Source organism: Bradyrhizobium sp. SZCCHNR1051 (assembly GCF_032489615.1).
GTDB lineage: Bacteria > Pseudomonadota > Alphaproteobacteria > Rhizobiales > Xanthobacteraceae > Bradyrhizobium.
Window position 1 is genome coordinate 43,717 of sequence record NZ_JAUEYJ010000022.1, and the last position, 24,579, is coordinate 68,295.

Genomic DNA, 24,579 nt, shown 5'->3' on the forward strand with positions numbered 1-24,579 from the left:
GCCGGATCACGCATGTGGCGCGGCCGCGGCACGGCACACGGCTGCCAAATCTCCAAGAGTAATGTGTCGGGGAAGACTTTCGCCGCCGAATGCATGTCGCGGTCGTGGCGGGAATGCAGCAGGACGGGCGCCGAGAAGGGCGGCGAGCGCGAGTCTCCCACTTCTCCGGCCTGACCATCGCGGCACGCGCCCTCGCCTGCCCGAGGTCACGCTTGGCTCAAACGTGCGGTCGAACCGAACGAACCCGGCAACCGCCTCTCACGGATGTTTGAGCTGGATGGCCACGAGTCGGTCGCGAAATTCCATCCAGATCACATTGCGTCGCGTGGCCGCGCGGTGTGGTTCTCGGGCGGATCTGCAGCATGTTTGTCAGCGACGGAGCGGAGCGGCGAGGAATGCGGGTCTCGGCGCTGGAGCACGAGCTGGCCAGGCAAAGAAAAACCCCCGGCAGTTGCCTGCCGGGGGCTGGTCAAACCGTCATGAGACGGTCTGGATCACCAGTTGCGCTGGGCGCGGAGCAGCAGCACAGCCGACTGCTGATCCTTGATCTCGTACACAGCGGCCGGCTTCGCGACGGCAGCAACCGCCGGCGAGGTCACCGAACCAGAGTGCTTCTGGTCGAGCCAGGAGTAGGCGAAGTCGGCCGAGAAGGTCAGGTTCTTGACCGGGGTCCAGCGCGTGATCAGGCCGATGGTGGCCAGATCGAAGTCCGGATTACAGGTCGAACCCGCGTTGAAGGCCGCGACAACGCCGGGGCTGGTGCAGATCAGGCCCTTGGCAGTGCCGTTGTAACGGACGGCAGCCCAAGACCCGTAGATCGCAGTGTTCCAGGCCGGGTTCCAGTTGTGCGTATAAGCACCACGGATACCGTAGGTCGTGGTCAGCTGCTGCTCACCGCCGGTCGTGAAGACCGAGTCGCCCACGCCCGCAAAGCCGATGCTCTGATAGGCGCCAGCCAGACCCGTGCTGCCGTACATCGAGTAGTTGTTCGGCATCAGGCTCTGGATGTTGTAGCGGCTCGCACCATTGGTGTAGACGCCCTGCACGTTGATCGTGTCACCAGGTCCGGTCGGGATGTTCTTGATCGACAGGGCCAGCTGAGCCGCCCAACCCCACTTGTCGGCCGGGTGGCCGGAGGTCTCGGACGCGCCGTAGTAAGCGACATGGTTGTCATGCGCCGCGAACGACGCCTGGAACAGACCCCAGGCCTGGTCGACGCGGACCATACCGACGAAGTCCGGAGCAACGTTGCCGCCGTAGGCGCTGGTGCCGTAAGCACCACCGATCACGCCAGCCGCCGTCGAACCAGCCACGTTCCAGAGGTTGTTCTGGTAGTAGGCAGTCGCATCCTGGGCCGAAACCGTGGCCGTGATGCCGGAGCCGAAGTCAGCGGTGTAGCTCAGCTGATTGACGCCGGTGACCGTGCCGCCGCCGCCAGCGAGACCGTCGAAGTTGTTGCCCGGATAGTTGGTCCAGGGCGTGTCGAACTGCGACACGGCCTTACCCATCGTGAAGCCGGCGAACTGGATGAAGGCATAGTACACGCCGAGCGAGCCCTGCGCGATGTTGCCGTCGGCCTGAGCGCCAGGCGCACCCGCCGTCGAGTAGGCGGTCGCACCGGTGGCCGAACCCGTGCCGGCATAGCCGCCCGAGGTCCAGCTGAAGGTCAGGTCGGCGAAGGTGCGGACCACGCCGTATTCGGTCGCCGTGCGGGTGTCGATGTTCAGATCTTCACGAGCACGAGAGGTGTAGTAGTTGCTGAGGCGGTTGTGTGCGCCGCCCTGGCCGCTGAACGTTCCGTTGAAGATGCTGTTGCTGCCGGCGACCACTTCGGCGCGCAGGTAGCCACCCAGCTTGATACAGGTGTCGGTGCCGGGGATGTAGTAGAAGCCCGCACCATACAGGGAGCAAACCTTCACATACTCGACCGCTTTGGCCTTGATCGGAAGGTCGGCCGCCTGAGCCGCGGACATGGCGAGCAGAGCTGCCGCCGAGCCGAGGACAAGGCTCTTAACCGTCTTCATTTAAACCTCCAAGTTGCTCTTTTGAGAAAGAACCGGACCAAGATCCCCCAGGACGATCCGCTTCCTCCGCTCCCGAAAAACCGCTTCAGCCGCTTCGCGCCATCGGACACACCCGCATCACGCGAGGGACTTAAGCGAACCACCTGTCACGGGACGATCGAGTAACCCCCCACCGTCGCCAGGAACTATGCCTTCGCTCATTCGGTAAGCAAAATAGTTTATGCAGTCAGGTAATTGAATGAAGCCGAAATGTGTCTTAAGGGCAACACAATGGCAGCTTGTTGTGCAGCGCACGGGGGACGACGGATGTCCTCCTAGATAAGTGATTTTGTTGCGGATTTTTTTTCTTTAGGGTCAAGCTTCGTACCGGAACTCCTGAGCAATGGCGCCCTTGAAGAACATGTCTGCCGCACCTGTGGAAGCGGACGCGCAACCGAAGACTGCCGAACATCTGCCGAAGAATCGCGACGCCATTCTTCGCTTCGCCAGGGAGATCTCCACGATCAACGTCCATCTGGAGGAGCTGAGGTACTTCTGGGCCAAGAGAATCGGCATCAGTGGCCCGCAATGGATGATCCTGATGGCGATCTCCGAACTGGATCAAGGCGAGGGAGTCGCCGTGAATGCGGCGGCCAAGCGGCTGCACGTCGACCCCTCCTTCGTCACGACGCAGTCGAAGCTGCTCGAGAAGAAGGGCTTCATGGAACGCAAGCCCGCTCCCAACGATGCGCGCGTGGTCCGGATGTCGCTCACCGCCAAGACATCGGAGCAGTTCGCCGAGCTGGAAGCTCAGCAAGCGCAGATCTTCGGCTTCATCTTCGAGGAATTCGACGCTCGTGAGCTCGCGACCTTCACGGACAAGCTGGCTGGCCTCAAGGACCGTTTCGAAAAGGCCAGCGCGCGACTCACGATGGGGCTCTGAGGCCCCCCCCCCGAGGCGGTCACGGCCCGACCGCCTCTTACAGGCAGCGAGCGCAGACATACGGTCGCGTCAGCCTGGAGGCCGCGGAGACCCCGCCAGACGCTTGGCGATCCAGTCGAAGACGAAGGCATCGGCTTCAAGCCAATCGGCGCCCGCGCTGGAGACGATCTTCAGGGTGATGTCCGGGTGCTCGCGCTTGATCTGCGCGATCAGCCGGGTTGCGATGTCAGCTCGAAGCCAGCCACGCTCCGGCACCGTCACCAGCAGCGGACACATGATCTGCCGCGCCGCCAGCCCATCGGTCGCGATCGACAGCCTGCCCCGCTCGCCCGCACCGGGTCGGCGCGACAGGAAGACGCGCTCGTGAATGTCCCACAAGCCGGCGTCGCAGACCGCCGCAGCATAGCGCGGATCGAGTGCGATGCCGCGCGCGACGAAGGACGAGCTCCAGTCGTCGGCCAGGATCGCGATCCGGCCTTCGTCCACGTCATCACGGGACGTCACGTAGTCCGTCACGCTCGCGATGGCTGATTCGAGATCGCGACGGCCGACGATCTCCTCGAAGCGGCAGTCCGGTCCGCTGCCCAGCAGATCGACCACCAGCAACGCCAAGCCGCGCTGCTCCGCATGGGCTGCAAGCTTGAACAGGGACGTTTCCTTGCGACGGCCGGGCTCACCGATGCAGATGACGGTGGGCGCCCTGCCTGCCCCGCAGCGCGCCGGCAGGAAATAGGCTTCGAGCGAATAGTCCGCTCGCCAGGGAATCGTGACGACCTCTCCTTGCGGATCGGCGCAGCGCAGGAATTCGCGCGCACATTCGCGCATGCGGGACAGCACGACGGCCTGGCGGGAGCGTGAGCTGCTGAACGGACAGGCCGCAGCCTCATAACAATCGACCGCGCGCGACCATTTGCGCAACGCCAGCTCGGGACGGCCGCTGCTCACAGCATCGGCGGCGGCAGCCTTCATCGCATCCGCGCATTGCATCCACTCGCGATACCAGGACTCGTCGTCGCTGGCGTCGATCCGCTGCGCAACCGCCAGACATTCCGCAAGCTCGGCCCGGCCCTCCGGCCGCGCCTCCAGCAACCGCGTGATGGCGCCCGCCAGATCGTCTTGCTCGGACCACGGACGCAGCACTCCCACAGAGCCTTCCGAACTCATCTTGGACTGATTCCTCGCTGGCGTGACGGTGTGGCCCCGTCATCTAGCGGTCATCGTGACCACCCGGGATTTCCCGGTCAAGCCGATGCGCAAGGAATTTTGCTCCGACCTTTGGTCTACGATGGATGCTTTGCGCTGACGCGCAGCGGTTGCACCGGTACGTTGCAACCGAAAGCCAACCTCAGGAACCGGGCGACGAGGAGATCCTGAAATGAAGAAACCTCCGGCGGGGCATCGCCAGAGGTTTCGTGGAGTCTAACATCATAGGATCGTCGAACTTGGATCGGCAGTGTCCTCTTGAGGAGGGATCGCTATCAGCGCGTGACAAAATTAGCTTATCAACTCATCTGTTTTCAACACCAATTTAAAAAAAATACCGACAGACTGTCAAGTTACTGAAAAGAAACTGATTTTCGATCAACGAGGCGTTCGGAATCCTCCTCATTGCCTCAGCCGCCGATTTTGATTTGTCTCAGTTGCCGATCTTGCATCGATCTTCGAGCGAGCCTGACTCGGGTGCTGGGCCGGAATGCGCTGCCACAAACAGCAAAAACCCCCGGCAGTTTCCTGCCGGGGGCTCTTGAATCCCGATCAGACGATCAGGATCAGAAGTTGCGCTGAGCGCGGAGCAGCAAGGACACCGAGTTCTGGTCCTTGAGCTGGTAGGTCGCCGCCGGCTTGGAAACCGTGGCCGAACCCGGGTACGCGATGTTGCCCGAGTACTTCTGGTCCAGGTTGGTCCAGGCCACGTCGGCCGAGAAGGTCAGGTTCTTGACCGGGGTCCAACGGGTGATCAAGCCGAGCGAGGAGATGTTGAAGTCGGGGTTGCAGGTGAAGCCTGCGCCCGCGATCGCACCCATCGCCGCGCTGCCGCAGATCAGGCCCTTGGCAGTGTTGTTGTAGCTCACGGCAGCCCACGAACCGTAGATCGCCGAGTTCCAGGTCGGGCTCCAGTTGTGGGTGTAAGCACCACGGAAGCCGTAGGTCGTGGTCAGCTGCTGCTCACCGCCGGTCACGAAGACCGAGTCGCTGACGCCAGCGAAGCCGAGCGTGCCGTAGACACCAGCCGTGCTGCTGCCGCCGTACATCGCGTAGGTGGTCGGCACCAGGCTCTGAGCGTTGTAACGGCTCGCACCGTTGGTGTAGACGCCCTGGATGTTGATGGTGTCGCCGGGGCCGGTCGGGATGTTCTTGATCGACAAGGCCAGCTGAGCCGCCCAGCCCCACTTGTCAGCCGGGTGACCGGTGAGCTCGGTGGCGCCGTAGTAGCCGGTGTGGTTGTCATGCGCCGCGAACGACGCCTGGAACAGACCCCAGGCCTGGTCGACGCGGACCATGCCGACGATGTCCGGAGCAACGTTGCCGCCGAACGAGTTGGTGCCGTAGGAGCCGCCGACGATGCTGGCGGCAGTGATGCCCGACACGTTCCACAGGTTAGTGGTGTAGTACTGGGTCGCGTCCTGCGCCGAGATCGCCGCCGTGATGCCCGAGCCGAAGTCGGCGGTGTAGCTGAACTGGTTGACACCGGTCACGGTGCCGCCGCCGCCCCACAGGCCGTCGAAGTTGTTGCCCGGGTAGTTGGTCCAGGGCGCGTCGAACTGCGACACGGCCTTACCCATGGTGAAGCCAGCGAACTGGATGAAGGCGTAGTACACGCCCAGGCCACCCTGCGCGATGTTGCCGTCGGCCTGTGCGCCAGGAGCGCCGGCCGTCGAGTAGGCGGTTGCGCCGGTCGCCGAACCCGAGCCGGCGTAGGTGCCGCTGGTCCAGGTGAACGTCAGATCGGCATAGGTACGAACCACGCCGTACTCGGTCGCGGTGCGCGTGTCGATGTTGAGGTCCTGACGAGCGCGGCTGTAGTAGTAGTTGCTGTGGCGGTTGTTGCCACCGGAGACGCCGTTCACAGCGTTGTTGTACTGGCCGTTGCTGGCGAACGAGGTCTCGGCGCGGACGTAGCCGCCGAGCTTGATGCAGGTGTCGGTGCCGGGGATGTAGTAGAAGCCAGCGCCGTAAAGCGAGCAGACCTTCACATACTCGACCGCCTTGGCCTTGATCGGAAGGTCAGCTGCCTGAGCCCCGGACATGGCGACGAGAGCGGCCGCCGAGCCCAGGACAAGGCTCTTGATCGTGTTCATAATGTTAAACCTCCAAGTTGCTCAGTCAGGGAAGGTTCCGCCTCCGCTGGGTGAGAGACACCCTTGGGGTTGGTACCGTTATCCCTCTTCGACCCGTCGCTCAGCCGCTTCGCGCTATGGGACACACCCGCATGAACGCGAGGGACTTGAGCGAACGACCTAAACGGGACGACGTCGGGATGCCCCCCTTCGTCGTGTGAGCAGAATTACCGAAGGCCTTTGCACACGCAACAAAGGAACCATCATTGCGGCGCCCAGGCGGCGCCTTTTCGGACTGGTGTTGCACAAAAGGCACGCGACCGTGGTTCTGCGGGAACACCTAACTTGCTGTTTATGTTATCGTTTTGTCACAACGCAATTTTGGGTGTTCAGGGCCGCGAGCACTCGCCCGCCAGGAACCCGCCCCAAGTCAGGCACCGGGGCCACGAATCCAGCCAAGGCGCTGAACGAGAATCGGACCGGAGGACAATGCCCTCTGCGCCCCCTGCCACCGGCCCGTCGTTCCAGGCGACCCTCTATATTGGTGACGCTCTATATCAGGGACCATCGAGAGGGCCTGCGCCGCCCGTCGACTTCCATGCCGTGCCGCGTCCGATCAAACGGCAGGCTCAGCTCGGATCGATCGCCAACGGCGGGGCCGATCCGGCGAAGACGCAGCCCTGTGAGGATTTCGAAACCGCATGCAATCTGCCGCTTGCGGCTCAGCGCGGCGTCGGGCATACCGACCCTCGCTGGAGACGTGGCCGAGTGGCTGAAGGCGGCGGTTTGCTAAACCGTTATAGGGTCGTAAAGCCCTATCGAGGGTTCGAATCCCTCCGTCTCCGCCAGCCGCCCGTCGGCGCGGCCAGCAGCCCCCTACCCCTGATCATCCGCATCAAAGCCGAGCCGTTCACGCACCTGCCGGATCGCAACGGACCGTGGCCGCCGTGATCACGGTTGCCGCGCGATCACGCGCGGGCTCAATCGAACAGGCCACGGCTGATATTGATCACGAAGGCGGCGGGCACGCCGATGACGGTGCCGACGAAGCCATAGCCCAGCGCAGCCCACCATGACGCCGCGCCTCCTGCTCCCATCACGGCACCGTAGATGGCGCCGAGGCCCGCACAGAGCACGGTCACCACGACGAGGCGGCGGTCGTTGTGGGCCTCGACCCGCAGACGCTTCAACTCACGCCGGCTCTGCACCGCAGGCCCGGCCGGCTCGGTCGATCCGCAATGCGGGCACGCCACTGCGCTGAAGGAGACGCCGCTGCCGCAGTCATGGCAGTCGATCAGCTCTTGCCGCCGCGCCTGTCGCCGTGCCTGGCCCATGCCGTCAATCCCGCCTGCCTGCGTCACATCGGACGACAGATAGGAGATTCATAGGCGCGCGACGAGGCCCGCTTCCGACGAGAATGAACGATCGGGCGCGGGTCACCCCAGCGTCCCGGTTCGCGGCCGGCGAACTGGCTCGTGCGGCATGGCTCGCACCGAAAGCGAGATCCGCAAGTCGCGGCCGAGCTCGCTCAGTGCGCGGTCATCCAGGCGCGCGCCTCGCGCTGCGCGGTCGCGATCTCGGCATCCGACATCTGCTCGGCGACCTCGCGGCGCATTGCCACGGCGTCGACGCGCCCCCTGAGGGCGGCGAGATTGAACCATTTGTGCGCGGCGATCAGATCGACCGCACCGTCGCGACCGCTCGCATAGAGCATGCCGAGCTCGAACAGGACATCGCCGCTGGCGCCCTGCTCCGCGGTGGTCACATCATCAAAATTGAGTTGTCCCTGAAACATCGTCGCTCTCCTTCGCCCGAGGAGGCGGCCGGTCACCCGAGCACGCCCCCGTCCAACTGTTCAACGCCTGGTTATCCCCATGCCGTCTCGCGGCTTATGCGCGAAGGATGACCGATCAAGTTTGAAAGGCAGTTTAAACATCGTGCTGAACGAGCCCTGAACGCGGAACCCCGCATTTTCCCGGGACGGCTTCAATGCATTGATTCGAAATGGATTCTTCAACTCGGCAAAGAGCGGTTTACCGTTCTGTTTGGCAAACCCCTAACCATCCGCGAAAGCGCTTCACCGCGCCGGGGCGGAGCGCACCACGCAGGCGGTCAACAGCCGCACTGGGACCGGACACGTCTTGACACAGGGTGCGGGAGATTGCGTAGCGCACTGCAGCATGAGTACGCGTGCACCGAGTTGCTAATAAGGTCGTTCGTCTATGGGAGACTGGAAGGCACGCAGTCGCCGGAGGCGCGGTGCTCAAGGATCGAGGGCGTCGGCGAACACGTCAGGATCAGATCCCACTCTGGCTGATAGCCGCTCGTGAGATTGCAGACCGGAAACGCGATCTGCACCGAACGAAGAAATCCTGTTTCTTCTGCCGGACCGCACCGCGAGCGAAGCCGCTCTCGAGTTCGATCCGACCGTTGACCTGATGTCTCGCCGACACCCTCTATCGTCTGTTGGAGCTTCAGGAGATCTGCCCGGCTCGCGAGGAGCTATGCCGACCTGCGTTCCAACGACGTGCCGGCATCAGCTGCCGGACTCATCTCGCAAGGACTGCGAGAGTTACTTCTTCTTGGCGACCTTCTTGGTCTTCTTGGCAGTCTTCTTCGCCGCGGTCTTCGCGACCTTCTTCACTGCCTTCTTCGCCTTCTTCGCTTTCTTGGCCATGTTGCCCTCCGATGTGAGATGGCTTAGTCGATGCGTGCACTCGGGAATCGAGCTGCACTCCTCATCGATACACCAACGAGTGAAAAAAAACAGCTTCCGGCTTAAGGAAGTGTTGACAGGCGCGCGCGCACGCGGCTGACGCAACGCGCGAAGCAGTGCGAGGTTCGACATCGCAAACGCGCACGCGGCTGCGCGCGACGCCAAGCGCGCTACTGATAGACATTGCAGGAAAAGCCTACGCTGCAAGCATTTTCTGAGCTGCTACATGACAGCGCGAAAGCGGCGGCGTGCACATCGCAAGGCGCGGACTCGCACGATGAAGGCGGCGCGCGGACTCTGAGTCGTAAATTTTGGCAACGAAAAAATTTTCATTGCACACGCCCTCGTGTGCGTTCGAACGCTCGGCAATGGTGGCTTTTTTGCGAATCGCGCGCAGCGATTCGCGAAGTCGTCGGGTCAAACAAAACGGCGCGCACCGTGTGCGCGCCGCTGGAACGAAGACGAGCGATCGCCGTTTCAGATACCGAGCTTGCTCTTCAGGATGTCGTTGACCGCCTGCGGATTGGCCTTGCCGCCCGACGACTTCATCACCTGACCGACGAACCAGCCGGCCAGCTGCGGCTTCGCTTTCGCCTGCGCCACCTTGTCCGGATTGGCGGCGATGATCTCGTCGACCACCTTCTCGATCGCGCCGAGATCGGTCACCTGCTTCATGCCGCGGCTCTCGACCAGCTCGCGCGGATCGCCGCCCTCGCTCCAGACGATCTCGAACAGGTCCTTGGCGATCTTGCCGGAGATGGTGCCGTCGCCGATCAGCGCGACGATCGCGGCGAGCTGGCTTGCCGACACCGGCGAGGACGCGATGTCGCGGCCCTCCTTGTTGAGCCGGCCGAACAGCTCGTTGATCACCCAGTTGGCGGCGAGCTTGCCGTCGCGCGCCCGGTCGGACAGCGCCTCCAGCACGCTCTCATAGAACGCCGCGCTCTCGCGCTCGGCCACCAGCACCGAGGCGTCATAGGGCGACAGGCCGACATCGGCGATGAAGCGCGCCTTCTTCTGATCCGGCAGCTCCGGCAGTGCCGCCTTCAGCTCGTCGACGAAGGCCTGGCTGAACTCGAGCGGCAACAGGTCCGGATCCGGGAAGTAACGGTAGTCGTGCGCCTCCTCCTTGGACCGCATCGAGCGCGTCTCGCCCTTGTCGGGATCGAACCTCCGGGTTTCCTGCTCGATCGCGCCGCCGTCCTCGATGATCTCGATCTGGCGCCGCGCCTCGGCCTCGACCGCCTGGCCGATGAAATTGATCGAGTTGATGTTCTTGATCTCGCAGCGGGTGCCGAGCGGGCCGCCGCCCGGCTTGCGCACGGAGACGTTGACGTCGGCGCGCAGGCTTCCCTTCTCCATGTCGCCGTCGCAGGTGCCGAGATAGCGCAGGATCGAGCGCAGCTTGGTCACATAGGCCTTGGCCTGCTCGGCATCGCGGATGTCCGGCTTGGAGACGATCTCCATCAGCGCCACGCCACAGCGGTTGAAGTCGATATAGGACAGCGACGGCGACTGGTCGTGCAGCATCTTCCCGGGATCCTGCTCGAGGTGCAGGCGCTCGATGCCGATCGTGGCGGTCTTGCCGCCGTCGAGCTCGACCGCGACCTCGCCCTCGCCCACGATCGGATCCTTGTACTGGCTGATCTGATAGCCCTGCGGCAGGTCGGGGTAGAAATAGTTCTTGCGGTCGAACACCGAGCGCAGGTTGATCTTGGCATTGAGCCCGAGCCCGGTGCGCACGGCCTGCCGCACGCACTCCTCGTTGATGACCGGCAGCATGCCCGGCATCGCCACGTCGACCAGCGAGACGTGGCTGTTGGGATCGCCGCCGAACGCGGTCGAAGCGCCCGAGAACAGCTTCGACTTCGAGGTGACCTGGGCATGGATCTCCATGCCGATCACGACCTCCCAGTCGCCGGTGGCGCCCTTCATCAGCTTGCCGCTGGTTGCCGTCATGGCCCTCAACTCCCCATCAGCGCGGAGACGATCCGCTCAAATTCGATATCCAATGCATCCTTGGCGACGGGCTGCCCGGCCTGCCGATACCAGTAGGCGGCATTGCCGAGATCGCCTTCGACGCGATGCAGATGCGCGTGCACCCAGGCCGCGTCGCGGCCGGTCTCGTCCTGAATGATCTTGTGCGAGCGGTCCCAGTCGCCCTTCGCCAGCCACCACAGGCCGGTCAGCACGGGCGACAGTCCGGCCGCGGGCGCGTCGCCCGCGAGGCTCGTCTTGAAATCGGCGACGCTTACCACCACCGGACCGGCGTGAAGCGTCCCGCCGCCTGCTCGATGACCTCGCCGAGCGAGAACAGCGTCTCCTCGTCGAACGGACGGCCGATCAGTTGCAGCCCGAGCGGCAGCCCCTGACTGTCCTTGCCGGCGGGCACGGCGATGCCTGGCAGTCCCGCCATGTTCACGGTCACCGTGAAGATGTCGTTGAGATACATCTCGATCGGATCGGCGCCGCCCTTCTCGCCGATGCCGAAGGCGGCCGACGGTGTCGCCGGGGTCAGGACGGCGTTGACGCCCTTGGCGAAGCAGTCCTCGAAATCCTTCTTGATGAGGGTGCGGACCTTCTGCGCGCGCAGATAATAGGCGTCGTAATAGCCGGCCGACAGCACATAGGTTCCGATCATGACGCGGCGGCGGACCTCGGCGCCAAACCCTTCGGCCCTGGTGTTCTCGTACATCTCGCCAATGGACTTCCCCGGCACGCGCAGGCCATAGCGGACGCCGTCGTAGCGGGCGAGGTTCGAGGACGCCTCGGCCGGCGCCACGATGTAATAGGCCGGCAGCGCGTATTTGGTGTGCGGCAGCGACACCTCGACCAGCTCGGCACCGGCCGCCTTCAGCCACGCCGCGCCCTCGCTCCAGAGCTTCTCGATCTCGGCCGGCATGCCGTCCAGCCGGTACTCCTTGGGAATGCCGATCTTCATGCCCTTCACCGACCTGCCGATCGCCGCCTCGTAGTCCGGCACGGGGATGTCGACCGAGGTCGTATCCTTCGGATCGTGGCCGGCCATCGAGCGCAGCAGGATCGCCGCATCCCGGGTCGTGCGCGCAATCGGCCCGGCCTGGTCGAGCGACGAGGCAAAGGCGACGATGCCCCAGCGCGAGCAGCGGCCATAGGTCGGCTTGATGCCGACGGTGGCGGTGAACGCCGCCGGCTGGCGGATCGAGCCGCCGGTGTCGGTTGCGGTCGCGCCCATGCAGAGCAGCGCGGCCACCGCCGAAGCCGAGCCGCCGGACGAGCCGCCCGGCACCAAGGTGGTGTTGGAGCCCTCGCGGCGCCACGGGTTGCCGACCGGGCCGAAGCACGAGGTCTCGTTCGACGAGCCCATAGCGAACTCGTCATTGTTGAGCTTGCCGAGCATGACCGCGCCGTCGCGCCAGAGCTGCGAGGTCACGGTTGACTCGTAAGGCGGCACGAAATTGCCGAGGATCTTCGAGCACGCCGTGGTGCGGACATCCTTGGTGGCGAAAAGATCCTTGATCCCCAGCGGAATGCCGGCCAGCGGCCCGCCTTCGCCCTTATTGATCCTGGCGTCGGCGTCGCGCGCCATGGCGCGCGCCTGATCCGGCGTCTCCATCACGAAGGCGTTGAGGGCGCGCGCGTCCTCAATGGCCTTGAGATGAGCGTCGGTCAGCTCGAGCGACGTGAAGGTCTTGCTCGCGAGCCCCTTGCGGGCATCGGCGAGCGTCAGCGAAGTCAAATCGGTCATTTGTTGATCGGGCTGCAGAAGAAAGGAGAAAGCGTCTTGTCGTCGGCCGGGTCGTCCGCGAAGAACTTGTTCTTCGCAGGGGAGGCTTTCTTGGTATTGGCGGCCGCTTCGAGCTGGTCGAGGATCTCGTTGACGGCCTTGTCCGGATCGGCGGCCTTGCCCTGCCGCTCCATCGCGTCGAGATAGTCCATATAGGCCTTGTAGGCCGCTTCATCGTCGCAGAGCAGGCACATGGCGTTGGCTCGCTTGTCGGTTACGGCTCGGGTCGATCGCGCCGGAGCAGCGACCAATCCAACCCCTTGGCTATTCCACGACCTTCGGCACGAGGAAGAAGTGGTTCTCGGTCGCCGGCGCGTTCTTGACGATGTCGTCGGCGATCTCGCCGTCATTGACGACGTCCTGCCGCTTCTTCATCGCCATCGGCGTCACCGAGGTCATCGGCTCGACGCCCTCGACATTGACCTCCGACAGCTGCTCGACGAAATCCAGCATCGCATTGAGCTCGCCCTGCAGATGCGGGACCTCGGCGTCAGTGACAGCGATCCGCGCCAATTGCGCGATCCGGCGGACGGTGGCGGCATCGACCGACATTATATAGGGCCTCACGGGACAAGGTGAACCCGCCCTATAGCAGAGCCCGCTTTCGCGCCGCAACCGGCAGCCGCGGGGCTTTCCTGGGGCAGCGCCCTGCCCGACGCCTCAGCCCGCCAAGCTTCGCAGCCGTGCCAGAGCCTGTGCGGCCAGCATCCGCGTCAGTTCGGCCGCCGGCACCTCGCGCCCCAACGGCAGCGCCTGGCCGGCCCAGAGATTGGTGAAATCCACCCTGCCCTGCTTCTCTGCCGCGGCCTTGAGCGGACCGAGCGCGGTCGCGGCATGCGGAAACGCCGGCGCATCCGGCGAGATCGGCCCGACCTCGCGCATCACCCGGTTGGCGACGCCGCGGGCGAGCCGGCCGGTCATCACGTTGGTGATGACGGTGGATTCGTCATCGGCGGCGGCAAGCGCGGCGCGGGCCATGACGCTGACCTTGGACTCGGGGCAGCGCAGGAAAGCGCTGCCGATCTGCACACCGGATGCACCGAGTGCAAACGCCGCGGCGATGCCGCGCGCATCGGCGATGCCGCCGGCTGCAATCACCGGCAGCTTCACCGCATCCGCGATCTGCGGCACCAGCGCAAACGTGCCGACCTGCTCGGCGAGCTTGTCGGTCAGGAACATGCCGCGATGGCCGCCGGCCTCCGCACCTTGCGCGATGATGACGTCGGCGCCGTTCCGCTCCAGCCATACCGCCTCGCGCACCACGGTCGCGGACGCCATCACGACCGCGCCGGTCGCCTTCACGCGCGCAAGCAGTGACGGCTCAGGCAGTCCGAAATGGAAGCTGATGATCTCCGGCCTCAGCTCCTCGACGACGGCGCACATCGCGGCATCGAAGGGAGCACGGTTCGCGGCCGTCACCGGAGCCGCCGGATCCAAGCCATACTCCTGGTAATAGGCGCCGAGCCTCCGCTTCCACGCGGCCTCGCTGATCGCATCGGCCTCGACCGGCGTGTGGCAGAAGAAGTTCACATTGACCGGCGCCGACACGCGCTGGCGGATGATGTTGACCTGCTCGCGCGCCTTGTCCGCGCTCAGCATGGCGCAGGGCAAGGAGCCGAGCCCGCCGCCTTGCGCCACCGCGATCACGAGATCGGCGTCCATCACCCCGGCCATCGGCGCAAGGACGATCGGATGTTCGGTCTTGACGAGATCGAGAAACCGGCGATCGGGCCACATGGTCTGCTCCTTGTGCTTGCTTGTTCTTGGCGAGGACGTGCCTTTGGATGCGCGTCACGCATGCGGGCCCCGACAATACCGCGGCAGGAACGCGCGTGACAGTCGAGAGTGCCGGCAATGCGGAACGCAGGCCACGTATTCCGCCACATGAGATCACGACTGCCGGCGCACTGCCCGGCAACATCTTCCGGTGCGACACTCAGGCACAGTGCAACGCAAGATCGAAAAACAATTTGGTTCCGCGGCGCCCTCAGTTAGGATGCGGGCGCTGGCCAGCGCGAAACACAACAAACGTCAACATGTCGGAGGAAATGCGATGCGCAACGCGTTCGTGTTGTGCTGCTCGATTGCCATGATGGGTGCGATCGGGACGGCCAATGCCCAGGACAAGACCCCGGATTGGACGAAATCGAAATGGGGCCCACAGGACGAGATCGGCGCGGCCAACTACATCACGCCGGAGCTCGTGGTCAAAGCCGCCTCGCTGGTGAAGACCGGCAAGACCTACCCACTCGGCATGATCGTCGATTCCAAGACGCCGGCCTATCCGCCGCGTTCGTTCAAGATCACCGTGGTGCAGCCGGGCCAGGCCGGAATTCCCGGCCTCGGCCCGAACAAGGCGACCTACAATGACGACATCGTCGAAGGCTGGGTCGGCGTCGGCAGCCAGATCGACGGGCTCGGCCATCTCGGCATCGAGCACGTCTATTACAACGGCAACAAGCTGCTCGACTTCGCCGATCCGACCGGCCTGAAGAAGCTCGGCATCGAGAAGGTGCCGCCATTGGTGGCGCGCGGCGTGCTGCTCGACATGGCCGCCTATTACAACACCGACGTGGTCAAGGAAGGCACGGCGTTCAACGTCAAGGAGATCGAGGAAGCTGCCAAGAAGCAGGGCGTCGAGATCCGCCAGGGCGACATCGTGATCTTCCACACCGGCTGGCTTGGTTTGATCGGCAAGGACGATAAGCGTTACGGCGCCGGCGAGCCCGGTCTCGGCGTCGAAGGCGCCAAATACCTGACCTCGAAGGGTGTGGTCGCAGTCGGCGCCGACAACTGGGCGGTGGAGGCGATCCCGTTCGAGTCGTCGAACCTGTTCGAGGTGCACCAGATCCTGCTCGCCATGAACGGGACCTACATCCTGGAGAACATGGACACGGCGGAACTGGCCAAGGACAAGGGCTACGAGTTCCTGTTCGTGCTCGGCCAGCCACGCTGGCGCGGCGGCGTCCAGGGCATGATCAACCCGATCGCGATCCGTTAAGCTCCGCCGATCTCCTCGTGAGGGCATCCCGGGAGCGCAGCGTCCTCACGAGGAGTCGGGAATCGTCCTGCGCAAGCAAGCCTTGGACAAGGAGCCCGCCACAGGCGCGCCTGAAGCTGGCCGACAGAGACCAGGGATCGGGGGGGCAGTCGATCAAGCCGCCCCTATCGGACGTCAATGGAGGTAGGCGAGCAACAAGGCGCTCGCCATGTCTCGCGCACGCGGGGCGAGCGCCGCGTCCGACAATTCGCCCGCAGTCCAGAAGGACAACACGCCGCGGAAACTGAAGGCGAGTTGCTCTGGAAGGCAGCGCAGGGCTTGTTCTCGCCGGCCGGCCCTCAGTCCCTCTCCCTTCCCCAAGGCCAGTGCCCAGAAGGCAGTGGATCGGGACAGCGTCTGACCGGGCGAAGCCTGGGCGGCACCCAGCCATCCCATCACGGTCCGGTTCACGTCTGGATTCTCCAACATCACTGCCACCGCCGTATCAATAGCCAATAGCACGCGGGTATTCGCATCTCTCGATGGTGGCGCGGCGGCGTACCGCACCTCCATGGTGTCGATCCGACGTATGGAGAGAGCCTGCATGATCGCGGCCTTGTTGCCGAACTGATTGAACGGCGTCGCGAAGCTGACCCCCGCCTCAGCGGCAAGGTCCCGCATCGAGAAATCGGCCCTGCCCTGACGAAGAAGCCGCTCTGCGGCATCGAGGACGTGCCGACGAAGCGGCTCGCCTCTCATGCCACTGGATGAATGTTCGGTCTTGCCACGTGCCATGCAGTATCTATATCATGATATAGATAACCTTGTCATGCGGAGTTGTACGATGGCGGCTGCCGATTCGAAGATTTTCCTCGTCACTGGCGTCAGCTCGGGCTTGGGCCGAGCGTTCGCAAAGGGCGCGCTGGCCGCCGGCCATCGGGTGATCGGGACCGTGCGAAGGGTCGGGGATGCCGAGGCTTTTGCCGCGCTTGCAGCGGGCAAGGCTCATCCCCTCGTAATCGATGTTACCGATTTCGATGCAATCCCGGCTGCTGTGGCAGAGGCCGAGAAGCAGATTGGCGCGATCGACGTACTGGTGAACAATGCCGGCTATGGTCACGAGGGCACGCTGGAGGAGTCCTCGCTCGACGATCTGCAGCGGCAGTTCGCCGCCAACGTGTTCGGCCCTGTCGCGATGATGAAGGCCGTGTTGCCGGGGATGCGCGCGAGGCGGCGCGGCCATATCGTCAATGTGACCTCCATGGGCGGCTTCATCACCATGCCCGGGATCAGCTTCTATTGCGGCAGCAAGTTCGCGCTGGAGGGCATCTCGGAGTCGCTCGGCAAGGAAGTGGCCGCCTTCGGCATCCGCGTCATTGCGCTCGCGCCCGGTCAGTTTCGGACCGATTGGGCGGGACGGTCCATGGATCGCACGCCACGCAGCATTTCTGACTACGACGCCGTCATGGATCCGATTCGCGCCGCCCGATTGGCCAAGAGCGGAAACCAACCCGGCGATCCCGCGAAGGCCGCACAGGCATTGCTTGCCCTCGTGGAAGCCGAAAAACCGCCTGTACGGCTGTTCCTCGGTGAGGACGCGCTGGCCCTGGTCGAGCAGAAGATCGAGGGCATGAAAGCCGAAGTGAGTGTCTGGAACAAGCTCTCGCGCTCCACCAGCTTCGCTTGATGATCCGAAGCCGGCACATCCGGGAAAGACTGCAACGCTCGACATCTGGGCCGGTCGACTCGCGTGCGCGAGCTTCATCGGGGCGGCGAAGCGATGCACGCCCTCACCTGCTGGCTCGCCACGCGCCTGCGTGTTAAGCGCATTGCCATGCCCGCCCCCATTCTCCCCCTTGTCGAAGCCGCCGGCCGCTGGCCCGAGCGCGGCGCGCTCGTCGGCCTCGATCTCGGCACCAAGACCATCGGCGTCGCCGTGTCCGATCCCGATCGCCGGCTCGCCACCGGCGTCGAGACGATCCAGCGCAAGGCCTTCAAGGCCGACGCGGCGCGACTGCTGGCGATTTGCACCGAGCGCAAGGTGATCGGCTTGGTGCTGGGCCTGCCCATCAACATGGATGGCAGCGAGGGGCCGCGGGCGCAATCGACCCGGGCGTTCGCGCGCAATCTCGCCGGCCTTACCGACTTGCCGATCGGCCTGTGGGACGAGCGGCTGTCGACGGCGGCGGTCGAGCGCGAGTTGATCGGCATGGATGTCAGCCGCGCCAAACGCGCCGAGGTGATCGATACGCATGCGGCGATCTTCATCCTGCAGGGTGCGCTCGACCGGCTGACGACGCTGCGCCGCTCGGGTCAGTAGTCGCATGGGCCCCGTCATCGCGGCGCTAGCGCCGGTGTTCCTGCTGATCGTGGTCGGCTTTGGCCTGCGGCGCAGCCTGATGCGGCTCGATACCCAGTGGCACGGGCTGGAGCGATTGACCTACTACGTGCTGTTCCCCCTCCTGCTGCTGCAGAGCCTCGTCAAGGCGGATCTCAGCAAGGTGCCGGTGGCCGGCATCGGCGGCGCGCTGTTCCTGGCGATGCTGGCGATGTCCGCGCTCTGCCTCGCCCTGCGGCCGCTGCTCGCGCGCGCCGGCGTCGACGGACCGGCCTTCACCTCGATCTTCCAGGGCGCGACGCGCTGGCAGACCTACGTCGCGCTTAGCGTATCGGGCAGCCTGTTCGGCCCCACCGGCCTTGCGGTGGCGTCGGTCGCGATGATCGCGATCATCCCGATGGTCAACGTGTTCAGCGTCGCGGTGCTCGCCCATTATGCCTCGCCGAACCGCCGCTCGCTCCGCGAGATCCTCGCCACCATCGTGCGCAATCCGCTGATCTGGGCCTGCGTCCTCGGCCTCGCGCTCAACGTCGCGCGGGTGCCACTGCCTAAACTCTGGCATGATGCCGCCGACGCGCTCGGCCAGGCGTCGCTGCCGATCGGCCTCCTGGTGACCGGCGCCGGCCTGCACTTCGAAGGCTTGCGCCGCGCCGGCCCGGCCGCCGCGCTCGGCGTCGTGCTCAAGCTGGTCTTGATGCCCCTCCTCGCGATCGGGCTCGCCGGATGGTTCGGCGTCACCGGCCCGAGCCTCATCGTGGTCGCGATCTGCGCGGCGGTGCCGACCTCGCCGAGCGCCTATGTGCTGGCCAAGCAGATGGGCGGCGACGCGCCGCTGCTGGCGCAGATCATCTCACTGCAGACCGTGCTGGCGGCGCTGACCATGCCGCTCGCGATCGCCTGGGCCGGCTGAACACCGCGCTCAGGAGTGGCCGCTGGCGAGCCACATGGTCTGCACGGTGGCGGCGAGGTTGTTGAGGCCATGCAGCACGACGGTCAGCCAGGTCGAATGGCTGACCGAGCGCAGATAGCCGAACCACAGGCCGAGCGCGAGCACCTCGAGAAAGAAGTACCAGTCGTACTGCAGATGCATCGCGGTCCAGACCAGCGACGACAGGACGATCGCGCCCGGCACCCGCAGAAACGAATCCGACCAGCCGCGATAGAGGAAGCCGCGCGCGAACAATTCCTCGGACAGCGGCGCCGCGACGCAGAAGGCGAGCACCATCAGCCAGACCGTGCCGTCGCCCTTGGCCGTCTTCAGGACGTCCAACATGAAGCCCGGCGAGACCTCGCGCCCCGTCGCTCGTGACATCAGGTCCCAGGCGACGACGATCACCACCATGCCCACGATGCCGATGCCGACATACTTCCACGACGTCCAGCGCAGGCCGAGATATTCGGCGAAGGGCGTGCGGGTGTGACGGACGGCGAAATAGACCGCCAGCAGCACGGCCGGCAGGCCCATGATCACCGACAGCGACAAGGTCAGCCCGCGGCTGGCGATGTGAACCAGCGCAGCGGCGTCGGTCGGCCCGTCCCGCATCAGCAGAAAGTAGCCGACCACCGCAGCCTGGCCGGCGAACAGCGCGATGAAGATCACGAAGCCCCACAGCGCGGTCCACCAGAAGCCGAGCGTGCGCGGCTGGTGTTTCGCAGGCGCGACCTGTTGTGGTGGATTGGCCGGATCGAGCGAGTCCGCGACGGCGGCTTCAGGAGAATCGGTCAAGGCAGGGCGCGCTCCAGCAAGGCACGGATATCAGTCGGATCGAGATCGACCGCGCCATACATGCTCGGATGCACGGCAGCGAGCCGCGTCGCGGCGAACAGTTCGGCATGGCGAGGCATGACCACGTTGAGCGCGGCGCAGGCGGCGAGCAGCGCCAGCTTCTCGACCGCAAGCCGGGCAACGCGCTCGGAATCCGGCCGGCGGAAGCCGGTCTCGATGAAAGCGAGCGCCTCCGCCGCGCCGGGAAGCCCGCTGGTCTCTGCCTTCAGTTGCATCAGCACGTGCGCGGCCGCCTCCGCCTCGCGCGTCAGCGCCCGCAGCACGTCGAGGCACATCACGTTGCCCGAGCCTTCCCAGATCGCATTGACCGGCGACTCCCGGAAATGGCGCGCGAGAATGCCGTCCTCGACATAGCCGTTGCCGCCGAGGCATTCCATCGCCTCATACAGGAACGGCGGCGCGCTCTTGCACACCCAGTATTTGATCGCCGGTGTCAGCAGCCGCACGTAGTTCGCCTCCCGCGGCGACAGAGGCGCACGGTCGAACGCCTGACACAGCCGCATCACCAGCGCCACCGTCGCCTCGACATGGAGAGCCATGTCGGCGAGCACCGCCTGCATCAGCGGCTGGTCGGCGAGATGCTTCTGGAACACGCTGCGGTGGCGCGCGTGATGCAGCCCGTGCGCCAGCCCCGAGCGCATCAGGCCGGCTGACGAGATCGCGCAATCCTGCCGCGTCAGTTGCACCATCTGGATGATGGTGCTGATGCCCCTGCCCTCGTCGCCGACCCGCTCCGCATAGGCGCCGACGAACTCCACCTCCGACGAGGCATTGGAGCGGTTGCCGAGCTTGTCCTTCAAGCGTTGAAACTGGATCGCGTTCACCGAGCCATCCGGCTTGAAGCGCGGCATGAAGAAACAGGTCAGGCCACCTTCGGCCTGCGCCAGCACCAGGAAGGCGTCGCACATCGGCGCCGACATGAACCATTTGTGCCCCGTGATGCGATAGCCATCGGTCATGCGCTCAGCGCGCGTCATGTTGGCGCGCACGTCGGTCCCGCCCTGCTTCTCGGTCATGCCCATGCCGAGCGTCATGCCGCGCTTCTGCCACCACGGCGCAAACGCCGGATCGTAGTCATCAGTCGCGATGATCGGCATCGCTCTAGCCAGCAGATCGGGCTGGGCGGCCAGCGCCGCCACCGAGGCGCGCGTCATCGTGATCGGACACAAATGGCCGCTCTCGACCTGCGAGGCGATGTAGAACTTCGCGGCGCGCACCACTTCCGAGCAGCCGCCGACGGGCCGGCCTTCTGCCGTCCATGTCGAATTGTGCAGGCCGGCCGCGGCCGAGCGCGACATCATCGCATGGTAGGCCGGATGGAATTCGACGACGTCTCGCCGAAAGCCCTTGGCGTCGAAGCTGCGCAGCTTCGGCGTGTTCTCGTTGGCGAGCCGGCCCTGCTCGGCCATCTCGGCCGAGCCCCACAGCGCACCGAACGCAGACAGCTCCTGCTCGGCGCCAGCACCGCCATTGGCCTTCACCGCGTCGACCAGCGGCTGGTCTGCCGTGAACAGGTTGACGTCCTCGAATGGCGGCGACTGGTTGAAGACCTCATGGGTCGCGAAGGAAGACTGCGTCATGGCCGTGCCCTGCTACAGATCGATCATCGGCGCGGCCGAATGGGAAAAACATAAGTGGTCGCGCCAGCGCCCGGCAGCGAAAAGTGCCACCACTCCTTCGCATAGTTCACAAAACCTTGCCGCGCCATGGCCGAGAGCAGCTCATCGCGCCAGCGCCGCTGCTCGGGCGTCAATCCTTGCGCGGCGGTATGCGCCTTGGGATCTAGACAGTCGTAGCCGGTTCCCATGTCGACGCTGCCCTCGGGCGCGCGTAGCGCTGCGGGCGCGGTGCAGTCGGCATAGTCCTTGGCCGGATCGAACACCGCCGAATTGTCCGCCGCGAGCTCGACCAGCGTGAGATCGAGCGCGGCACCGGTCGAATGGCTCGAACGCACGGCGATATAGCCGAGACGAAACAGGTCCTGCTTGGCAATGCGCGGAGTGTAACGGCGACCGGCCGTGGTCTCGACGCCGTCCTGCGACCAGGCCAGCATCTCCGCCACGGCACGCACCGGCCGGTAGCAGTCGAGCATCTTCAGCGACAGGCCGCGCGGCCGCAGCTCGGCTTGGATGGCCTGCAGCCGCCGCGCCATGTCACGCGTCACGACGCATTCGGCCGCCTCGTAGCCCGGCAAAGGGCGGCCGACGAAATTGTTGCTGCCGGCATAACGGATGTCCTGGAGGATCGTCGGGTCGATGTCGCGGAGATAGACGAAATCGAACGGCAACGCGGCCGCACAGGCCGGCACGATCGCCGCCAGCAGGATCAGGGCATATCGGAGCGGACCTCCTCCGGCGATGGCCCGCCAGCCCATGGTTTGGAGCCCCCTGAGAGGCTCGAAAGACGGAACGGGGGATAACTCGGAACCCCGGCTTTCGGCCTTGCCCCCTGCGGAAACCGCGCCTATAGCTCTGGCTTTAATGGCAACCTCTCCGAAATCGACTTTCGTCCTCGGGCACCGGCATTTGCTGGGAATCGAGGGCCTTTCCGCCCACGACATCACCGGTCTCCTCGATCTGTCCGAGGAATATGTCGAACTGAATCGTCAGGTCGACAAGAAGCGCACCGTGCTGCGCGGCCGGACCCAGGTCAACCTGTTCTTCGAGGCGTCGACGCGGACCCAGTCCTCGTTCGAGATCGCGGGCAAGCGGCTCGGCGCCGACGTCATGAACATGTCGGTGTCGTCCTCGTCCATGCGCAAGGGCGAGACCCTGATGGACACCGCGGTCACGCTGAACGCGATGCACCCGGACATCCTGGTGGTCCGCCACCATGCGTCCGGCGCGGTCGAGCTGCTCGCGCGCAAGGTTGACGGCTCCGTGATCAATGCCGGCGACGGCGCGCATGAGCATCCGACCCAGGCGCTGCTCGATGCTCTGACGATCCGCCGCAACAAGGGCCGCATCGAGGGGCTGGTGATCGCGATCTGCGGCGACGTGCTGCATTCGCGCGTCGCGCGCTCCAACATCCTGCTGCTGAATACGATGGGCGCCCGCGTCCGCGTCGTCGCGCCCTCCACGCTGCTGCCGCCCGGTATCGAGCGGATGGGCGTCGAGGTCGCGCGCGACATGCGCGAGGGCCTCAACGGCGCCGACATCGTCATGATGCTGCGGCTGCAGCGCGAGCGCATGAACGGCTCGTTCGTGCCGTCGTCGTCGGAATATTTCCAGTATTTCGGGCTCGATCAGAAGAAGCTCGCTTACGCCAAGCCAGACGCGCTGGTCATGCATCCGGGACCGATGAACCGCGGCGTCGAGATCGAGTCCATCGTTGCCGATGGCGCACAATCGCTGATCCGGGAACAGGTCGAAATGGGGGTTGCCGTGCGCATGGCCGTGCTCGAAGCACTGGCCCGCAACCTGCCCAACGCGTGATACAGAAGTCGGGACAAAACGCCATGCTGACCGACCGCCGCCCGATCCTGCTCGCCAATGCGCGCGTCATCGACCCCTCCCGCGACTTCGACGGCCCCGGCGACGTGCTGATCGCCGACGGCGTCATCCGCGACCTCAAGCGCGGCATCGGCGCAGCCGGCGTGCCCGAGGGCACTGACGTCGTCAACTGCGCCGGCAAGATCGTGGCCCCCGGCCTGATCGACATGTGCGCCTTCGTCGGCGAGCCGGGTCTGGGCCATCGCGAGACCTTCGCCAGCGCCAGCCAGGCGGCCGCGACCGGCGGCATCACCACCATCATCTGCCAGCCCGGCACCGAGCCGGTCATCGACAACTCGGCGACCGTCGACTTCGTGCTGCGCCGCGCGCGCGACACCGCCATCGTCAACATCCAGCCGATGGCGGCATTGACCAAGGGCCTGCGCGGCGAGGAGATGACCGAGATCGGGCTGCTGCGCGCTGCCGGCGCGGTCGCCTTCTCCAATGGCCATACCAGCGTGATGAACGCGCAGGTGATGCGCCGCACGCTGACCTACGCGCGGGATTTCGACGCCCTGATCGTGCATCACACCGAGGATCCCAATCTCGTCGGCGAAGGCGTCATGAACGAAGGCGAGTTTGCCTCTCGGCTCGGCCTCTACGGCATTCCGCCCGCAGCGGAAGCCGTCGTGCTCGAACGCGACATGCGCCTGGTGGCGCTCAGCAAGGGACGCTATCACGCGGCAGCGCTGAGCTCGATCGACTCGCTCGACATCCTCAGGCGGGCCCGCGAGGCAGGCCTCACGGTGAGCGCGTCGGTCTCGATCAACCACGTCACCCTGAACGAGAACGACATCGGCCCCTACCGCACCTTCCTGAAACTGACGCCGCCGCTGCGCACCGAGGTCGACCGCCGCGCGCTGGTCGAGGCGCTGGCCTCGGGCCTGATCGACGTCATCATGTCGGACCACACGCCGCAGGACGTCGAGGTCAAGCGGCTGCCGTTCGCGGAGGCTGCGAGCGGCGCGGTCGGCCTTGAGACCATGCTGCCGGCGGCGCTGCGGCTCGTACACAATGGCGAGCTGAGCTGGACGACCCTGATCCGCGCGATGTCGACCCGGCCCGCCGAGCTGCTCGGCCTGCCCGGCGGCACCTTGCGGGCGGGCGCGCCGGCCGACGTCATCGTGATCGATCCCGACGTGCCCTGGATCCTCGATCCGGCCGACCTCAAATCGCTGTGCAAGAACACGCCGTTCGACGAAGCCCGCTTCACCGGCCGCGTGGTCCGCACCATCGTCGGCGGCCGCACCGTGTTCGAACATGTCTGACGCAAGGCCA

Annotated in this window: 22 protein-coding genes and 1 tRNA gene; 8 read left to right on the forward strand and 15 right to left on the reverse strand. The window is 65.2% G+C overall.

The genetic code is table 11. The features are described from left to right. Nucleotides 1-494: 494 nt before the first annotated feature. Nucleotides 495-2,024, reverse strand: coding sequence for a porin (locus tag QW868_RS25165; RefSeq protein WP_315740266.1), 1,530 nt, complete (start codon nt 2,022-2,024; stop codon nt 495-497). Between the two features lie 400 nt (nt 2,025-2,424). Between QW868_RS25165 and QW868_RS25170 the strand changes: the two genes are divergently transcribed. Next, a complete protein-coding gene (locus QW868_RS25170; RefSeq protein WP_315740267.1) occupies nt 2,425-2,946 on the forward strand; it encodes a MarR family winged helix-turn-helix transcriptional regulator in 522 nt (173 codons plus the stop codon). Nucleotides 2,947-3,015: 69 nt separating this feature from the next. Here QW868_RS25170 and QW868_RS25175 read toward each other — a convergent pair whose 3' ends face one another. Further along, a complete protein-coding gene (locus QW868_RS25175) occupies nt 3,016-4,092 on the reverse strand; it encodes a hypothetical protein (protein WP_316231786.1) in 1,077 nt (358 codons plus the stop codon). 623 nt (nt 4,093-4,715) lie between these two features. Continuing rightward, complete coding sequence (locus QW868_RS25180) at nt 4,716-6,245, reverse strand: porin (protein ID WP_315740269.1); 1,530 nt, start codon at nt 6,243-6,245, stop codon at nt 4,716-4,718. 733 nt (nt 6,246-6,978) lie between these two features. Between QW868_RS25180 and QW868_RS25185 the strand changes: the two genes are divergently transcribed. Next, a tRNA-Ser gene (locus QW868_RS25185) sits at nt 6,979-7,072 on the forward strand. Between the two features lie 132 nt (nt 7,073-7,204). Here the strand turns inward: QW868_RS25185 and QW868_RS25190 are convergent. The 8 genes from QW868_RS25190 to QW868_RS25225 form a co-directional block, all read right to left on the reverse strand. After that, a complete protein-coding gene (locus tag QW868_RS25190) occupies nt 7,205-7,558 on the reverse strand; it encodes a hypothetical protein (protein ID WP_315784481.1) in 354 nt (117 codons plus the stop codon). 194 nt (nt 7,559-7,752) lie between these two features. Continuing rightward, nucleotides 7,753-8,019 carry a hypothetical protein gene (locus QW868_RS25195; RefSeq protein ID WP_315740271.1) on the reverse strand — a complete coding sequence of 89 codons (267 nt, stop codon included), beginning with the start codon at nt 8,017-8,019 and terminating at the stop codon, nt 7,753-7,755. A 1,398-nt stretch (nt 8,020-9,417) separates the two neighbouring features. Further along, nucleotides 9,418-10,899, reverse strand: coding sequence for an Asp-tRNA(Asn)/Glu-tRNA(Gln) amidotransferase subunit GatB (gene gatB, locus QW868_RS25200; protein WP_316231787.1), 1,482 nt, complete (start codon nt 10,897-10,899; stop codon nt 9,418-9,420). 5 nt (nt 10,900-10,904) lie between these two features. After that, nucleotides 10,905-11,201 (reverse strand): hypothetical protein, encoded by a 297-nt coding sequence (locus QW868_RS25205; RefSeq protein ID WP_315740273.1) that lies wholly within the window; start codon nt 11,199-11,201, stop codon nt 10,905-10,907. After that, nucleotides 11,192-12,667, reverse strand: a complete 1,476-nt coding sequence (gene gatA / locus QW868_RS25210; protein ID WP_315740274.1) for an Asp-tRNA(Asn)/Glu-tRNA(Gln) amidotransferase subunit GatA — start codon at nt 12,665-12,667, stop codon at nt 11,192-11,194. The genes QW868_RS25205 and gatA overlap by 10 nt, the downstream gene beginning before the upstream one ends. Continuing rightward, a complete protein-coding gene (locus tag QW868_RS25215; protein ID WP_315740275.1) occupies nt 12,664-12,900 on the reverse strand; it encodes a hypothetical protein in 237 nt (78 codons plus the stop codon). Before QW868_RS25215 ends, gatA begins: the two co-directional genes overlap by 4 nt. 70 nt (nt 12,901-12,970) lie before the next feature. Next, complete coding sequence (gene gatC, locus QW868_RS25220; protein ID WP_315773127.1) at nt 12,971-13,258, reverse strand: Asp-tRNA(Asn)/Glu-tRNA(Gln) amidotransferase subunit GatC; 288 nt, start codon at nt 13,256-13,258, stop codon at nt 12,971-12,973. A 108-nt stretch (nt 13,259-13,366) separates the two neighbouring features. After that, nucleotides 13,367-14,443: a nitronate monooxygenase family protein gene (locus QW868_RS25225; RefSeq protein ID WP_316231788.1), complete on the reverse strand. Its 1,077-nt coding sequence runs from the start codon at nt 14,441-14,443 to the stop codon at nt 13,367-13,369. Between the two features lie 316 nt (nt 14,444-14,759). On the opposite strand from QW868_RS25225, the gene QW868_RS25230 reads away from it, so the two are divergent. After that, entirely contained in the window at nt 14,760-15,707 is a 948-nt protein-coding gene (locus QW868_RS25230) for a cyclase family protein (protein ID WP_315740280.1), read from the forward strand. Nucleotides 15,708-15,881: 174 nt separating this feature from the next. Here QW868_RS25230 and QW868_RS25235 read toward each other — a convergent pair whose 3' ends face one another. Further along, a complete protein-coding gene (locus QW868_RS25235) occupies nt 15,882-16,481 on the reverse strand; it encodes a TetR/AcrR family transcriptional regulator (RefSeq protein WP_315775202.1) in 600 nt (199 codons plus the stop codon). A gap of 49 nt (nt 16,482-16,530) precedes the next feature. Here QW868_RS25235 and QW868_RS25240 point away from each other — a divergent pair, with 49 nt between their 5' ends. From QW868_RS25240 to QW868_RS25250, 3 genes are all read left to right on the forward strand, one after another. Further along, complete coding sequence (locus tag QW868_RS25240) at nt 16,531-17,373, forward strand: oxidoreductase (protein WP_316231789.1); 843 nt, start codon at nt 16,531-16,533, stop codon at nt 17,371-17,373. Between the two features lie 147 nt (nt 17,374-17,520). Continuing rightward, nucleotides 17,521-18,006: a Holliday junction resolvase RuvX gene (gene ruvX, locus QW868_RS25245; RefSeq protein WP_316231790.1), complete on the forward strand. Its 486-nt coding sequence runs from the start codon at nt 17,521-17,523 to the stop codon at nt 18,004-18,006. 4 nt (nt 18,007-18,010) lie between these two features. After that, a complete protein-coding gene (locus QW868_RS25250) occupies nt 18,011-18,934 on the forward strand; it encodes an AEC family transporter (RefSeq protein ID WP_316231791.1) in 924 nt (307 codons plus the stop codon). A gap of 9 nt (nt 18,935-18,943) precedes the next feature. Here the strand turns inward: QW868_RS25250 and QW868_RS25255 are convergent, their stop codons facing one another. Genes QW868_RS25255 through QW868_RS25265 form a run of 3 tightly spaced genes read right to left on the reverse strand, consistent with a single transcriptional unit; the run spans nt 18,944 to nt 22,184 of the window. Beyond that, a complete protein-coding gene (locus QW868_RS25255) occupies nt 18,944-19,750 on the reverse strand; it encodes a CPBP family intramembrane glutamic endopeptidase (RefSeq protein WP_315784495.1) in 807 nt (268 codons plus the stop codon). Beyond that, nucleotides 19,747-21,390, reverse strand: coding sequence for an acyl-CoA dehydrogenase family protein (locus QW868_RS25260; RefSeq protein ID WP_316231792.1), 1,644 nt, complete (start codon nt 21,388-21,390; stop codon nt 19,747-19,749). Before QW868_RS25260 ends, QW868_RS25255 begins: the two co-directional genes overlap by 4 nt. A gap of 23 nt (nt 21,391-21,413) precedes the next feature. Continuing rightward, nucleotides 21,414-22,184: a M15 family metallopeptidase gene (locus QW868_RS25265; RefSeq protein ID WP_316231793.1), complete on the reverse strand. Its 771-nt coding sequence runs from the start codon at nt 22,182-22,184 to the stop codon at nt 21,414-21,416. 106 nt (nt 22,185-22,290) lie between these two features. On the opposite strand from QW868_RS25265, the gene QW868_RS25270 reads away from it, so the two are divergent. Continuing rightward, nucleotides 22,291-23,244 carry an aspartate carbamoyltransferase catalytic subunit gene (locus QW868_RS25270; RefSeq protein WP_231325127.1) on the forward strand — a complete coding sequence of 318 codons (954 nt, stop codon included), beginning with the start codon at nt 22,291-22,293 and terminating at the stop codon, nt 23,242-23,244. A gap of 23 nt (nt 23,245-23,267) precedes the next feature. After that, nucleotides 23,268-24,569, forward strand: a complete 1,302-nt coding sequence (locus QW868_RS25275) for a dihydroorotase (RefSeq protein WP_315784500.1) — start codon at nt 23,268-23,270, stop codon at nt 24,567-24,569. Nucleotides 24,570-24,579: the final 10 nt, after the last annotated feature.

Excerpts from the sequence above, each read along its gene's own strand:
- QW868_RS25165 (WP_315740266.1), bottom strand. The coding sequence starts at position 2,024 with ATGAAGACGGTTAAGAGCCTTGTCCTCGGCTCGGCGGCAGCTCTGCTC.
- QW868_RS25170 (WP_315740267.1), top strand. The coding sequence starts at position 2,425 with ATGTCTGCCGCACCTGTGGAAGCGGACGCGCAACCGAAGACTGCCGAA.
- QW868_RS25180 (WP_315740269.1), bottom strand. The coding sequence starts at position 6,245 with ATGAACACGATCAAGAGCCTTGTCCTGGGCTCGGCGGCCGCTCTCGTC.
- QW868_RS25190 (WP_315784481.1), bottom strand. The coding sequence starts at position 7,558 with ATGGGCCAGGCACGGCGACAGGCGCGGCGGCAAGAGCTGATCGACTGC.
- QW868_RS25195 (WP_315740271.1), bottom strand. The coding sequence starts at position 8,019 with ATGTTTCAGGGACAACTCAATTTTGATGATGTGACCACCGCGGAGCAG.
- gatB (WP_316231787.1), bottom strand. The coding sequence starts at position 10,899 with ATGACGGCAACCAGCGGCAAGCTGATGAAGGGCGCCACCGGCGACTGG.
- gatA (WP_315740274.1), bottom strand. The coding sequence starts at position 12,667 with ATGACCGATTTGACTTCGCTGACGCTCGCCGATGCCCGCAAGGGGCTC.
- QW868_RS25215 (WP_315740275.1), bottom strand. The coding sequence starts at position 12,900 with ATGTGCCTGCTCTGCGACGATGAAGCGGCCTACAAGGCCTATATGGAC.
- gatC (WP_315773127.1), bottom strand. The coding sequence starts at position 13,258 with ATGTCGGTCGATGCCGCCACCGTCCGCCGGATCGCGCAATTGGCGCGG.
- QW868_RS25225 (WP_316231788.1), bottom strand. The coding sequence starts at position 14,443 with ATGTGGCCCGATCGCCGGTTTCTCGATCTCGTCAAGACCGAACATCCG.
- QW868_RS25230 (WP_315740280.1), top strand. The coding sequence starts at position 14,760 with ATGCGCAACGCGTTCGTGTTGTGCTGCTCGATTGCCATGATGGGTGCG.
- QW868_RS25235 (WP_315775202.1), bottom strand. The coding sequence starts at position 16,481 with ATGGCACGTGGCAAGACCGAACATTCATCCAGTGGCATGAGAGGCGAG.
- QW868_RS25240 (WP_316231789.1), top strand. The coding sequence starts at position 16,531 with ATGGCGGCTGCCGATTCGAAGATTTTCCTCGTCACTGGCGTCAGCTCG.
- ruvX (WP_316231790.1), top strand. The coding sequence starts at position 17,521 with ATGCCCGCCCCCATTCTCCCCCTTGTCGAAGCCGCCGGCCGCTGGCCC.
- QW868_RS25250 (WP_316231791.1), top strand. The coding sequence starts at position 18,011 with ATGGGCCCCGTCATCGCGGCGCTAGCGCCGGTGTTCCTGCTGATCGTG.
- QW868_RS25260 (WP_316231792.1), bottom strand. The coding sequence starts at position 21,390 with ATGACGCAGTCTTCCTTCGCGACCCATGAGGTCTTCAACCAGTCGCCG.
- QW868_RS25265 (WP_316231793.1), bottom strand. The coding sequence starts at position 22,184 with ATGGGCTGGCGGGCCATCGCCGGAGGAGGTCCGCTCCGATATGCCCTG.
- QW868_RS25270 (WP_231325127.1), top strand. The coding sequence starts at position 22,291 with ATGGCAACCTCTCCGAAATCGACTTTCGTCCTCGGGCACCGGCATTTG.
- QW868_RS25275 (WP_315784500.1), top strand. The coding sequence starts at position 23,268 with ATGCTGACCGACCGCCGCCCGATCCTGCTCGCCAATGCGCGCGTCATC.